Below are 13,100 nucleotides of genomic sequence, written 5' to 3'. Positions count from 1 at the left end.
ATATTTTTCTCTCCCGCCCTCCCACACTTATGAACGTTCTCTGCCGATCCGCTGTATCTTTGGGCGCTATGTTCCTTCTGGTAGCCTGCTCTCCTGAGCCAGAAGCCCCCCCAACGCCACAGGATCACGCAGATAAGCCCGCACCACGCGCCCTCTCCCGCAGCGAGCAATTTGACCGCGACTTCGCCTTGATCGAACACGGCAACGTGCAGGATTGGGCCGAATTATACGGCCGCATGATGGATGAACTGGATACGGGCCGTCCGTTCCTTGCCGCGAATCTGCTGGATGCGTTACTCACCCAATGGGCCGAACAAGACGCCTCCAACCTTGCCACAACAATCAGCCAAGATCCCCGCTGCGTTCTCCACGAACTCAGCCCCCAACCAGTCCAAGTTCTGAGTCGGGAGAATCCAGAAGCGTTGTTGAAGATTTGCCAGGAACACGACCTTCGGGGGGCAGCGAAATATGCCGCCTATCTGCTGAAAGGAACGGATGCGGCAGCACCATTTCAAGCATGGCTAAATGAGCAGGCAGACTCCGGGCAGCCCAATGCGAAAAGCATCTACGCCCTTGCCGAGACAGATTCAGAAAAAGCGCTCAACCTCATGCGTATTCACCTGGGCCCGGAGACGGACACCGACACCACCATTACCTTGCTCCGGCGCATCTACGAGGGTGAGCCCGAGGGCGCGGCAAAGTATGCATTGGACTACGTCAGCGACCACCCTGATCAAGCATCCCGCTTTGCGTTCATCGTGGCAAACTGGGCAGCCGTCGATCCCGATGCGGCGATCATGGCTATTGACTCACAGCCAAGCCTGACCGCCATCAACGAGCTGCTGCCCGACGCCATGCTCGTGTGGGCTCGCACAGAGCCTGTAGCGGCCCTGGATTTCGCAACCAACAACATCGTTGCCACCGGCATCCGGCAGCAAGTGCTCACCGATATCTTGTCCCAATGGATGGAGCGCGACCCCGCCGCCGCCTCCGAATACGCCATCGCGCTGCCTTCCTATGAAATCCGCATGATGAGCACCGTCTTCCAGCCTTGGGTCCAGCAAGATCCAGAGAGCGCCATGAATGCGGTGAGTTCCAGAATGGTCGGCCTTCGCAGTTTAGCGACCAATTCAACCTCTCACCAAAGGTTGATTGGATTCTGGGCTGATAAAGACTTGGGCGCCGCCACCGAGTGGGCGTTAACGCTCCCCCCGGGGCGCACCCGCAATCATTACCTGCTCGAGCTGGCCAGCCATTATCGGCATAACCCCGAACGCGCCGCGGAACTAATCAGTGCGATCAATGAAAATTGGGCCCGTGACAAGGCGACGGAATCCATGCTGGACTCGTGGGGCGCACAAGACCCCGCGTCTGCTCTGGCCTGGGTCGAGTCAGTCCCCATCGAAAACCGGAACCCGGACATGGAAGAATCCCTGTTTGAAGGCTGGGCCAGCGAATCCCCCCAGGAAGCCGCCAAATACTTGGCCTCAAGTGAGAAAATTAACAACAAGGATCTCGTCGAAGCAGTCGCCAATGACTTCTACCGCCAAGACCCGGCAGCCGCAGCAAAATGGATTCGAACCCTGCCGACTGCGGCCCAGAAACATGCCAATGCGGAAATCGCGAAGTCTCTATCCCGGCGAACTCCCGTTAAGGCGGCGGCCTACCTGAAAGATCTACCGGACGAAGCTTACGACGTCAATGCCATCAACCCCATTGCCCGCAGTTGGGGCCGCAAGGACCCGCCTGCCGCCTTGGAGTGGGCGCTCTCGCTCAATGACGAGGTTCGCACCAACGGCGTGATCATTTCGCTCTATGGCTACCTCCGCCAGACGCCCGATACCGTGGAGCAGTGGACTACTTCGCTGGAGGCCGGCTCGCTGGAGCACTCCGCCGCCGCCTACGCCTGCTCCCTGCATTTTGAAGAAATAGACGCCATCAAATCCGCGCGCTATGCCGCCCAGATTCAAGATCCGGATCGCCGCAAAAAGGCCTTTGGCACCATCTTTTGGGACGAAAGCAAAGAGCGCAAACAACAGATACTCGACGACGCGCGCGCCTCAGGAACCTTTACCGAAGCAGAGCTCGCCAACGTTCAGGAATACGTGAAATAGCCATGCCGAAACTTCCCATCCATCTCACGATTTTCGCGTTCATGTGTTGCCTGCTCAATGCATTCGGGCAAGGCCCCACGTTTGCAAGTTATACGGCGATTTCTGACCCAGCAGTCCAAGCCGATTACCTGACCGGCGTGATTTCACTCATGCCTCCGCCGAAGTCGAAGAATGCGGACTACCAACCAGCGCTGACCCTCGCGGCAGCTTGGGCGCTGAGCGAGCGCCCCGCCCTGGTCAAAGCCATTGGCGACAGCTTACAAAGCGAAAGGGAGACGGTCGGCGTGCTGCTCAACGCTCTGGTGCGCGTCACCTTCGACCAACCCCAAGAAGTTCTGGCCGTGGTTGAAGCACTGCCCGAGAAGGCGCAGGCGAAATACCTTTATGACGTAATGCAAACCCGCTTGCGATACGGTTTGAAAACACCAGACACAGACCTGCTGCCCGTTTATTTCCAATATAACCTGGCCGAGTATTATCTGAGGCGTCATCCACAGCCAGACTTCTACGCCTATGAGAAACTACTCAGCAAAGCCGAGTTAGAGGACTGGGATCGCAAGCAACAGATGCGGCATCTACTCGACCGCTGGCTCTACCTCGACTCCGAAAGCCTGATCCAGTATCTGAAATCAAAGCCTGAGACCGCCTGCCAACACAGCGACTTATTTCAGGACTGGGCCAGCAAAGACGCCCACGCGGCAATCGCCGCATCCACCCAACTCACCGGAGTCTGCGAAGGATCGGGCAACTCTCCCTTAGGCAAAGCAATCAATGGCTGGTATCAAACCGACCCAACCGCCACTGAAGCATGGTCACTCTCGGTGGACGAACCCACGCTCCAGCCATTGGTCATCCAAGCCCTCAGTCATGCATCTGCCAATGCAGATGGCCGCTTGGCGGCTCAGCTGTTTAACCAGGTTCAAGACTTGGGCGCGCGGGCAGAATTAGCGCCAAAGATCGCCCGCGCCTTGGCGGACAGCGACCCCGCGCTTGGCCTCCAGTGGATTCGCGACAACCAAAACGCCATGGACATGCGCGAACCCACCAAGGCATTTTATAAGCACGTCGCCAAATACGATTTGGAATTTGCCATCGAACAATACCCGCACGACCTCCCCGTCAATCTCCAGCAAGTCACGGTGCAAGCGATTATGAGCCACGCCGCTCAAGCAAACCCCGAAGTCATGTTTGAATGGCTGGCAGCGCTGCCGCCGATCACCACGCGCGACTACAACTTCACCCGCCTCGCGGACATGATCATCATCAGCCCGGACGCCGTGACCCATTATCTGGAGAATCACCCGGACTCCAAGACCCACCACCGCCCCTACATGAGGGTGGCCCAAAAGTGGGCGTCCGAAGACCCCGAAGCCGCGATTGCCTGGGCCAAAACGATCACTGCGGGCGGCCCGGAATACGGCTCCGCTTATGGCGTAACCACGGGCTTGCTGGAAATTAATGACGACATGGCGGTCGAGTGGATTGTTGAGCTGCCCCCCGGCCATCGCCGAAATTCCGCCATTCTGGCCATGATCGATAAGCGTCTCAAACAACGGCCGCAACTAACCTTCGAGCTCATCGCGACGATGACTCACGATGACAAGCGGCGCGCCGAGAATCTGGAGAAAGCAGCAAAATTGTCGCTCAAGCGCAATCCACAAAACGGCGCGGCTCTGCTCAGCACCCCCAATCTCTACGACGCAGATCGCGCCATGATTCAGAATTTGCTCAAGCAGTGAGCCATGCTTCAGATCGGCAACAAAATTTGCATTGAGCCGTTGCTTTTATTACAATTCACGTGAAAGAAGATAAAAGCTGTTCACCCGCCATGAACTTACGCTATGCTTCGCCTACCACCTATGGCTTTAGAAGAATCGATTATCGAATTGCTGGGGAAGAAAGATTACTCCCCGATGCGCCAGGACGAACTGGCAACCGCCCTCCTGCTCCGCAAAAACGAACGTAAACAGCTGCGCCGAACCCTGCATAAACTGCTCGACGAGGGCGTCATTGCCCGCGTCAAAAAAGACCGCTTTGTGCTGCCCAAGGACGCCGACCTCGTCGCCGGCGAAATCAGTTTCCGCCAAAGCGGCTCCGCCCGCGTCTTTCCCGAGCAAAAACCCGGGCAGGCCACCCGCGAGCCCCTGGAAATCAAGTCCGAGGACACTGGCCTCGCCATGCATGGCGACAAAGTCCTCGTCCGCGTGGACGATTACGAAAAGCGCTTTCACGGGCGCGACCGTGGCAGTCGCCGCCGCACCGACTTTGCCAACATGCAGTTTGGCCGCGTTATCCGCATTCTCCAGCGCAAGCGGGAAACGTTCCCGGGCACGCTCAAGCGCTCTCGCATGTTTTGGTATGTCATCCCGGACGACCCGCGCATCATCCAGGACATCCTCGTCTCACCGCCTGAGCAATCTGCCTTCCTTCCACGCCCCAAGGAGGACGACAAGGTCATCGTGCGCATGCTCGAATGGCGCCAGCGCCACCTTAATCCCGAAGGCGAGATCATCGAAGTCCTCGGCGAAACGCATGAGCCCGGCGCCGAGTTTAAGGCGCTGCTCCACAAGTTTGACCTCACACCGGAATTCCCACAGGCCGTCAGCGAGCAGGTGCTCGAAGTCTCGCCCAAGGTGACGAACAGCGACATCGGCAACCGCTTCGACGCACGCAAAATCTTCACCTTCACCATCGACCCGGACGACGCGAAGGACTTCGACGACGCCCTTTCCATCGAGTATAAAAAGAGCGGCGGCGTGAAGATCGGCGTGCACATCGCCGACGTCTCCGCCTACGTAAAACACAACACCCCGCTCGACCGCGAGGCGCAAAAACGTGGCAACTCCACCTACCTCGTCGGCTGCGTGATCCCCATGCTGCCTCACGCCTTGTCCAACGGCATTTGCTCGCTGGTCGAGGCCGAAGACCGGCTCGTAAAAACCGTCTGGCTGGACTTCGATGTCAAAGGCGGCTTGCGCAAAAAATCTTTTAGTAACTCCGTCATCCGCTCTAACAAACGCCTGACTTATGCACAGGCCCTAGCGCTGCTCAAGCAGAGTGATTTGGAGAAAGTTCGCGCCACACCGCTGCCCGCCGCGCACCAGACCGGCTCCACCGGCCGCGCGCTGAATGAGCTCAAAGACGACGAACTACTCGACCTGCAAAAGGGAGTCCGCGCCCTGTGGAAAGTCGCTGCAAAACTTCGCCGTGACCGCTTCAAGAAAGGCAGCCTGGAGCTCGATATGCCCGAGGTTAAAATCTACGTCGATGAGGCTGGCTATGCGGACAAAATCGTCCAGCACGAATACGACGAGAGCCACCAGCTCATCGAGGAATACATGCTGTTGGCCAACGAAGTCGTCGCCAAGGAATTGTCCCTGGCGAAGCTGCCTTACCTCTCGCGCGTCCACGACGAACCCGAGCCCGACAAGCTCGACGAGCTGCGCCAGCAAATGGCCATCGCCGGCATCAAATGCGGCGACCTCACCAAGCGCGGCGAAGTCACCAAGCTGCTCCGCACGATCAAGGATCACCCGCAAGGCTACACGCTCCGCATCAGCTTTTTGCGCAGCCTGAAGCAAGCCTGCTACCGCGCCGAGGCCGACGGCCACTACGGCCTAGCCAAGCAATTCTACGCGCACTTCACCTCGCCGATCCGCCGTTACTCGGACCTCATTGTCCACCGAATCTTCGACTTCCACCTGACGAAGTCCGGCAACGAAACCGCGCCTTCGCGACCGCCCAAGATTTACTCCAAGAGCGAACTCGACCGCCTCGGCGACCACGTCTCGATCACTGAGCGCAACAGTCAGGAAGCCGAACGCGAGTCCAATAAAATCAAGCTCCTCGAATTCTTCGAACGCGAGGCCGAGCGCCCCGAGAAGAATCACTTCGACGCAGTCATCACCGACGCCCGCAACCACGGTCTCTTCATCGAGCTCACGCAAACAATGGCCTTCGGCATGGTGCACATTTCCACGCTGCAAGACGACATCTACCACGTCGTCGATGGCGGCGCAGCCCTCCTCGGCCGCAAGAAGCAAAAGCGCTACAGCGTGGGCGACAATGTGCAGGTGGTCATCGAGCGCATCGACCGCTTCAAGCGCCAGATGGACTTCCGCCTCACCGACCAAATCGAAGAGAAGCCCAGGCGCGGCGGACGTGGGGGCAAAGGCTATGGCAGTGGCGGCAAAAGCCGGCAGGGTCAACGGCGGCGCAACAAGTAAGGATTTGCGCGCCGCCCCCTGATCATAGCCGCTACTTTTCCAGCGGGTAGAACTTCACCCAGTCGATGAAGTAGTCCGCGTCTTCCGTGGTCGGACCGTGGATCCACTTCGGCATGGTCCAGGAGTTGAAGAACATTTCGTAGCCTTCGTTGGCGTATACCTCCTCGGTGTATTTCCACTCGTGCAAGAGTTTGCCATCGATGTGCCAAATGATGCGGTCGGGCAACACGTCGAAGCCCCACTCGTGATAATCGTCGGAGGGATTGAAATCCAGCGTCGGGTTGATGCTGATGTAATTGGTGTAGCCCTTAGCATGGATCGCGAGGTGGACCGCGCCCTTGTCCTTGCCAAAGGTGTAGGAGAGCAGCTCAATATCGATCTCGAAGCCGGTGCCGTCGTTATCGGGCTTGGCGGTCGTCAAATCGTCCCAATCCTTGGTGAACATGCTGTTCAACGCGCCGGGAACATCGGTGGGCTTAATACGCGCAACCCAGCGCCCCCAGCCAAACTCACTCGCGCTCTGCAACGAGCCACCCTTGTAAGGAGGGCCGCCCTTTAAAACGGTTTGCACGAGCATGCCAGAATCGTCCACATAGCAGCGCTCCGGGCTCATCATCGTGCCGTTTTGCTTCCAGCTTGCCACGCGCCAGGCCTTCTTGTTGGGCCAACCGGGATCAAAATTGTCCTCAAACGACGGCTCCGCCGCAAAACCTCCTTCTGCCAAGGTCGCCACTGGAGGAGCTGAGTTCATGTAAAACGGCTTGGCCTCGGCAGTGATTTTCTCGTACTCCATCGTCTCATGGCCGGTAGCTGGCTTTGCTTTCGGTGTGAGGCCAACCACGCCCGACTCGGTCTTGTTTTTCCAATTGCCATCGGGTGAGAGATACAGGGCCAAGCTCACGCTCTTCAAGTCGGGCTTGGACTTCTTAATCGTCACTTGGAACTCGAAACTTTTCGGCTCGGAAATGTCCTCATTGATATTGAGCAGCTGTAGGAATCCGCCAAAGCCGCCGCTCTTCTTCAGCCAATTTGCATTGATGACCAACTTCGTCGGCGCATCAACTTTTAGCACATCGACCTTGATCGTAAACGGAACGCCTTGCTGGTATTCCGTTGGCGCAGTCACTTTGGCCCAATCTCCGAGGGCGACATTTTGCTCAGCCTGTGCTCCCGAGACGAGCAGACACAAAAGGGTAAATAATACGAGGTATCGTTTCATGGAAACAGAATTGCTCAGTAACCCAAGCGAGTCAATGCATTGATAATTACGAGAATCGCGATGCAAATACACTTATCCGTGATTATCTCTTAGAGGACGTCTAAAAAGTCTGATCGAGTCGGGGAGATGTATTCGAGAGGCAAAATTTCGGCTTCTGAAGCGAGGCGAAACCAGTTTCGTCGAGATGAAGAAATGATATTTTGACCCCGAAGACGCTCTCGGGCGAAGACCACTTGAGTTTTTAGACGCCCTCTAAGAGGGCGTCACTCTGCACTTCCCGAAGCACTATCGCCATGCGCTTGGCTGACTCGCTTGGCAAAGCGCTGCGCCCAGGTGTCGATGCCCTGCGCGATGTCGCCCCACTTGTTGAGGCTTTGGCGGACATCGAGCTTCTTGCCAGCCAGCGTATCGATCGCCGCCGCCACCGGTTCTCCCGTTGCGGAGTCGAGCGCCTCGGCTTCGATGGAGATAACGCCCACGCCCATGTGCGTGCCGCCAGTCGCAGACTTCGTGGCGTCGGCAATGCGCGCGTAGGGAAAAAACGAGCCCGCATACTTCACCGGGTTGCCTGGCACGACGTTGACGATCGCAATGCGCAACACGGCCACGCCCTTGCCTCCCTGCTCCACCACGGAAAAGCCTTGCGCCTCCAGAGCCTTCGTCAGCTCGTAGCGGAAATAGTCCGTGAGCTTCTTCAGGTCGTCGGGGCTCACGGCTTGAAACTCCGCCCCCTTCATTGGGTAAACCACGATCGGTGCGATGGCGAAGCTCTTGTATGCGGCCAACGGCTTGGGCTTCGCAGTCCAGATCCAGGCGCCAGTCTCGGGGTCTTCCTTAAAGCCATCGTAGCTCGGTAAAAAGCCGGACTTGGTCATCGGCGCCGCGCGCGTAGGCGTCAGCTCGGAGATGCCGTCCTGAATCGGCGCCTTGACCGTATCGACGATGGCCTGAGCTGGCCCGGTTTGGTTGGCGGAATCGGTGTCCAGCGGCTCGGTCGAAGACAGAAGTGCGCTGCGATCAGTGATGTTTTCAGTGCGCTCATTGAGGCGCTCCTGGATGTTGGAAAAAATTCCGGCACCCGCAAATGTCGGGGTGTATACGGCCAGGGCCAGGTAGATCGCGGTAGCTTTCATTGGATAAACAATCAGACTGCATCGCAGCCTGGGAAGCAATCTCGAAGTCATCGCCACAGCTTTGCGCCTTGTGTTCAGGCGTGGTCTTCCTCCATTTTGAAGCACGAAGGATTTCAATAGAAGTAACCAAGCACTCCCAGTAAGTCAGCCACCCATGATCGACGTAAAGACGCCAGCCATTCTATTCCCTGCAGTATCACTGCTGATGCTGGCTTACACGAACCGCTTCCTCGCGCTCGCGCGCATCGTCCGCGACCTCGCCGGGCAGCTCATGGAGCACGACGACGAGTCGATGCAGCGGCAGATCGACAACCTCGAAATACGCCTTGTCCTCATCAAGTGGATGCAGGCGCTGGGCATCCTCTCGTTGCTCAGTTGCCTGGCGTCGATCCTCGCGATTCATACCAATCTTCAAATGCTCGGCGAAGTGCTCTTCGGGCTGAGCGTAGTGCTGCTGTTTGCGTCACTCACCGTCTGCCTGCGCGAAGTCATGCTCGCTGGCAACGCGTTGAAAGTTGTCCTCGAGAACTGCCGCCCTGAAGGCCGCGCCAAGAAGCGTGGCTGAGACAACTCTTTGAACAGAATGCAGCAGAGTTAGCAAAGGATAGCCGTAAGTGGCTTTGCTCTCTTTGTTACCTTCTGTTCAAAAAATCCGGTTCATTCTCACCTGCCCCTAACGCTCTCCTGACAAGGCAAAGCGGCAAAATGCCGCTTCAACTTTGATGCACTACCTCCGCGAAAAAAGTGGCGAACTCCATTCAAGGAATTCGCCACTACTTTAATCTTTAAACTTTTTCCTTTAATCTCCGTTTCGGCTCCGCCGAAACGGCATCAGTGCTCCGGCGCGTCTTCGATATTGATTGAGCCTTCGGCGTCTTCGGGTTCGCGGACGGAGTCGATCAACTTCTGAATTTCCGGTCCCGGCTTTTCGCAAACATAGGACAACGCAATCGCGACGATGAAGTTGATCACCATGCCGATGGCGCCAATGGCCGCCGGTTGAATACCAGGCTCACTAAGGCCCCAGAAGGTCCACTGTGCCATCCCGAAGTATTTCACCGCGATGATGTAGAACATCGTGAAGCCCATGCCCGCCATCATGCCAAACACGGCTGGAGTCGTGCTGACGCGGCGATTGAAGATGCCGAGCAGAATGACCGGGAAGAAGCTCGCCGAGGCCAAACCAAACGCGAAGGCCACCACCTCGCCCACAAACCCGGGCGGGTAGATGCCAAAGATGCCCGCGATCACGACCGCCAACCCAATAAAGCCGCGACCGACCATCAGCCTTTGCTTCTCCGAGGCCACGGGATTGATGATGCGGTAGTAAAGGTCGTGCGCGACAGAGGAGGAAATCACCAGCAGCAGACCACTCGCCGTGGAGAGCGCCGCGGCCAAACCACCAGCCGCAATGAACGCGATGATCCAGTTCGACAGCTCGGCCATTTCGGGCGTTGCCAAAACGATGATATCCTTGTCCGGACCGCTTAGGCCCATGTCGCGCAGAACCGCACGTCCGTCGACGCCTCGCGGGTCTGCAGTCCCCTTGGTGTCAATGTAGAGCTGGTGATCCTTGATGATGTGGAGCAGTTCACTATCGCTGAGCGTTGGCCCCTGACGGAAGATTTCGTTGTCCTCTTTATTGGAGAAATGCAGTTTGCCGTCGCCATCATCCACCCATAGAATCAGGCCGGTTTCCTCCCAGTTGGTGAACCACTGGGGAATGTTTTCCTCGGTCGCACCATTGAGCGTATTGATCATGTAGAAGCGTGCAAAGCCTGCCAGCGCCGGCGCGCTCAGGTAGAGGCCCGAGATGAACAGCAGCGCCCAAAAGCCACTCCAGCGAGCCGCCGCGGGTGACTTCACTGTGTAGAAGCGCACAATAACGTGCGGCAAGCCTGCGGTGCCAGCCATCAAAACGAGGGCGACCATGAAGACGTTCGCCTTGTCCCACTTGCCCTGGAAAGGCTCGGTGTAGCTGCTGAAGCCTAGTTCCTTGTGGAGGCCGTCGAGGCGGTCGAGCAGCATCATGCCGCCGTCAACCAGCTCCGAACCGAGACCGATCTGCGGGACCATTTCCCCAGTCAGTTTGAGCGAAATGGCAATCGTCGGCACGAGGAAGGCCGTGATCAGCACCCAGAACTGCGCTACCTGCGTCCACGTAATGCCCTTCATCCCACCAAGCGTCGAATAGACAAACACAATGATCATACCAATGACCACGCCAACGTTGATCTCCACTTCGAGGAAGCGGCTAAAGACCAAGCCCACACCACGCATTTGCCCGGCCACATAAGTGAAGCTCACGAACAAAGCGCAGACCACCGCCACCACGCGCGCGGGGTTGGCCAAAATGCGCTTCATCATCGAGTCCGGCTTGCCTTCACCGTAGTTCGTGCCAAAGCGGTCGCCCACAAAGTCCGGCACCGTGAAATGGCCAAACTTGCGGAGATACGGCGCGATGAGCAACGCGAGCAGCACATAGCCTCCGGTCCAGCCCATCAGGTAAACGCCACCCGAATAGCCCATCGTCGAAACGAGGCCAGCCATTGAAATAAACGACGCGGCGGACATCCAGTCAGCCGCCGTAGCCATGCCGTTGGCGGACGCCGGCACGCCGCCCCCGGCAATGTAGAAGCCCTTCGTGTCGGCCACGCGCGCCCACCAGGCGATGCCCAAATAGAGCGAGAAGCTGAGGCCGACGAAAATATATGTCCAAACTTGAACGCTCATGCCTCACCTCCCTTCGCCTTAAACTCGTCCATCTCACGCTTGTGCTTGCGGTCGAGTGCATTCATGAAAATCGCGTAGAACAGAATCAGGAAGACAAACACAATAATCGAGCCCTGCTGAGCGAACCAAAACCCGAGCGGGTAGCCAGTGCCAAACAAATGGATAGCGTCCAGTTTATCGGCGAATAAGATTCCGCAGCCAAAGCTGACGAACGCCCAGACAAACAGGAGGCCAAGCGTAATTAAGACATTTGCTCGCCAATAGCGGTTAACGAGCGCTTCTTTTGTAGGGGTGGGTTGAGGCACGCGCGCTGTTATCGAAGGTAAAGCACTGGAGCGCAAGCAATAATTATCAATCCACCAAGAGATGCTAATGATAGAAGCGTCCTTTGATGTGTATCAGACGCCCACGCGCTATCAGCGCACGTAATCTTCCAGCATGCGTACCGCCTTCGCGGGGCCGTCTTCCTGGCCCAACGTCTCCGCCACCGACACCGCCGATGCACGGTAGCCAGCGCCGGCCTCCACCGTCGCCACCCATTGGGGCAAATCACGGGACCAAGTTTTCTGTCGACCAATGATCGCCACGCCGAGCTTCTCGCATTGCCGCGCCCAAAAGAATTGGTCCGCAATGCTGGGGATCACGATTTGCGGCACACCGGCATGCAGCACGGAAGCCGTCGTCCCGGCGCCGCCATGATGAATCACCACTGAGGCCCGCGCAAAGAGGCGGTCGTGGTTCGCATGGCCGATTAAAAGAATGTCCTTCCGCTCGGCACCCGGCAGTTGGGCAAAGCCCGCCCAGCCGCTTTGCACGATGAGTTTTTTGCCACGTGGCCAGACCTCCAGCAGCTCGGTAAACTCATCCGTCGCGCTGTCCCACGTCACGCTGCCAAAGTTCAACACCGGCACGCGCTCGCCCGCGCAAAACGCGTCAACCTCCGCTTCGAAGGCGTCGTTGACCGGCGTTTGGTAGCGCCAGTAGCCGGTGTAAACAAAGCGCGGGTCCACCCGGCCCTTGCCCGGTGCAAACAGCTTTTCCGACACCGTCACCAACGCCAGCGGCGCCGGCCGCCGGAAGAAACTCCACTTCGTCGAATAACCGCGTGCGCGCAGGTCAGCGCCCACCACGCCATTGAGCGTTGGCACAACAGCGGTGTCCGCGATCCACCACCAAAGCCGACGCCACGCAACTCCCAAGGCACCCGGCAAAAACGGAAAATCCAGCAACGGCAACGGCGACTGATCATCCGTCGGCACGGCATTGTGCGCAAAGGTCGCCACGGCAAACTTCGCGCCCTGTCGCTCGGCCAAGGCCTGCAAGCACGGGTATAAATACGACGACACCAGCAGGTCCGCGCCCTCGGTCAGCGCCTCCAGTTTCTCGAAATACTCTTGGTAATGCCCGCTGCCAAATTCGTAAATTCGCTTGAGCTGATTCATCGGCGACTTGATGCGCGCCAGCGCTTTCATCGCCGTGCGTCCGTCTTCCGTGGACCACTTGGGCGGGACCTCGTAAAACGGCACGCCCGCGCCTTCGATCAAATCTTGAAACAAATCCGGCGCCGTAAACACCACGTCATGCCCGGCATCGAGCAACGCACGGCTCAGGGCCACCATAGGCACCATGTCCCCCGTGGAGCCATGACTGGTGATGACGACGCGCATCGAAATTC

Annotated in this window: 9 protein-coding genes; 4 read left to right on the top strand and 5 right to left on the bottom strand. The window is 57.8% G+C overall.

All coding sequences use genetic code 11. From position 1 onward, the window contains the following. Window positions 1–68: 68 nt before the first annotated feature. The 3 genes from RBB62_RS12850 (at window position 69) to RBB62_RS12840 (ending at window position 6,340) form a co-directional block, all read left to right on the top strand. Window positions 69–2,114 (top strand): hypothetical protein, encoded by a 2,046-nt coding sequence (locus RBB62_RS12850; RefSeq protein WP_309399309.1) that lies wholly within the window; start codon window positions 69–71, stop codon window positions 2,112–2,114. Between the two features lie 2 nt (window positions 2,115–2,116). Next, on the top strand, window positions 2,117–3,853 hold the full coding sequence (locus RBB62_RS12845) for a hypothetical protein (protein ID WP_309399307.1): 1,737 nt from the start codon (window positions 2,117–2,119) through the stop codon (window positions 3,851–3,853). A 120-nt stretch (window positions 3,854–3,973) separates the two neighbouring features. Then, window positions 3,974–6,340, top strand: coding sequence for a ribonuclease R family protein (locus RBB62_RS12840; protein ID WP_309399306.1), 2,367 nt, complete (start codon window positions 3,974–3,976; stop codon window positions 6,338–6,340). Window positions 6,341–6,371: 31 nt separating this feature from the next. Here RBB62_RS12840 and RBB62_RS12835 read toward each other — a convergent pair whose 3' ends face one another. Continuing rightward, window positions 6,372–7,559, bottom strand: a complete 1,188-nt coding sequence (locus tag RBB62_RS12835; protein ID WP_309399305.1) for a glycoside hydrolase family 16 protein — start codon at window positions 7,557–7,559, stop codon at window positions 6,372–6,374. A 263-nt stretch (window positions 7,560–7,822) separates the two neighbouring features. Further along, a complete protein-coding gene (locus RBB62_RS12830) occupies window positions 7,823–8,692 on the bottom strand; it encodes a DUF3313 domain-containing protein (RefSeq protein WP_309399304.1) in 870 nt (289 codons plus the stop codon). A 154-nt stretch (window positions 8,693–8,846) separates the two neighbouring features. On the opposite strand from RBB62_RS12830, the gene RBB62_RS12825 reads away from it, so the two are divergent. Next, the gene (locus tag RBB62_RS12825) at window positions 8,847–9,257 is read left to right on the top strand and encodes a DUF2721 domain-containing protein (RefSeq protein ID WP_309399303.1); all 411 of its coding nucleotides are present in this window, start codon (window positions 8,847–8,849) and stop codon (window positions 9,255–9,257) included. A gap of 266 nt (window positions 9,258–9,523) precedes the next feature. Here RBB62_RS12825 and RBB62_RS12820 read toward each other — a convergent pair whose 3' ends face one another. From RBB62_RS12820 to RBB62_RS12810, 3 genes are all read right to left on the bottom strand, one after another. Further along, window positions 9,524–11,425, bottom strand: a complete 1,902-nt coding sequence (locus tag RBB62_RS12820; RefSeq protein ID WP_309399302.1) for a sodium:solute symporter family protein — start codon at window positions 11,423–11,425, stop codon at window positions 9,524–9,526. Beyond that, complete coding sequence (locus RBB62_RS12815) at window positions 11,422–11,730, bottom strand: DUF4212 domain-containing protein (protein ID WP_309399300.1); 309 nt, start codon at window positions 11,728–11,730, stop codon at window positions 11,422–11,424. The genes RBB62_RS12820 and RBB62_RS12815 overlap by 4 nt, the downstream gene beginning before the upstream one ends. 111 nt (window positions 11,731–11,841) lie before the next feature. Then, on the bottom strand, window positions 11,842–13,092 hold the full coding sequence (locus tag RBB62_RS12810; RefSeq protein WP_309399298.1) for a glycosyltransferase: 1,251 nt from the start codon (window positions 13,090–13,092) through the stop codon (window positions 11,842–11,844). Window positions 13,093–13,100: the final 8 nt, after the last annotated feature.

It is taken from the genome of Cerasicoccus maritimus, from assembly GCA_031296935.1.
Classification (GTDB): domain Bacteria; phylum Verrucomicrobiota; class Verrucomicrobiia; order Opitutales; family Cerasicoccaceae; genus Cerasicoccus; species Cerasicoccus maritimus.
The sequence above is the reverse complement of the archived record's forward strand: the minus strand, read 5'-3'. Positions and strand labels throughout refer to the sequence as shown.

What these genes read in the sequence shown, in the direction of transcription:
- RBB62_RS12850 (WP_309399309.1), top strand. Translation starts at nt 69, where the DNA reads ATGTTCCTTCTGGTAGCCTGCTCTCCTGAGCCAGAAGCCCCCCCAACG.
- RBB62_RS12845 (WP_309399307.1), top strand. Translation starts at nt 2,117, where the DNA reads ATGCCGAAACTTCCCATCCATCTCACGATTTTCGCGTTCATGTGTTGC.
- RBB62_RS12840 (WP_309399306.1), top strand. Translation starts at nt 3,974, where the DNA reads ATGGCTTTAGAAGAATCGATTATCGAATTGCTGGGGAAGAAAGATTAC.
- RBB62_RS12835 (WP_309399305.1), bottom strand. Translation starts at nt 7,559, where the DNA reads ATGAAACGATACCTCGTATTATTTACCCTTTTGTGTCTGCTCGTCTCG.
- RBB62_RS12830 (WP_309399304.1), bottom strand. Translation starts at nt 8,692, where the DNA reads ATGAAAGCTACCGCGATCTACCTGGCCCTGGCCGTATACACCCCGACA.
- RBB62_RS12825 (WP_309399303.1), top strand. Translation starts at nt 8,847, where the DNA reads ATGATCGACGTAAAGACGCCAGCCATTCTATTCCCTGCAGTATCACTG.
- RBB62_RS12820 (WP_309399302.1), bottom strand. Translation starts at nt 11,425, where the DNA reads ATGAGCGTTCAAGTTTGGACATATATTTTCGTCGGCCTCAGCTTCTCG.
- RBB62_RS12810 (WP_309399298.1), bottom strand. Translation starts at nt 13,092, where the DNA reads ATGCGCGTCGTCATCACCAGTCATGGCTCCACGGGGGACATGGTGCCT.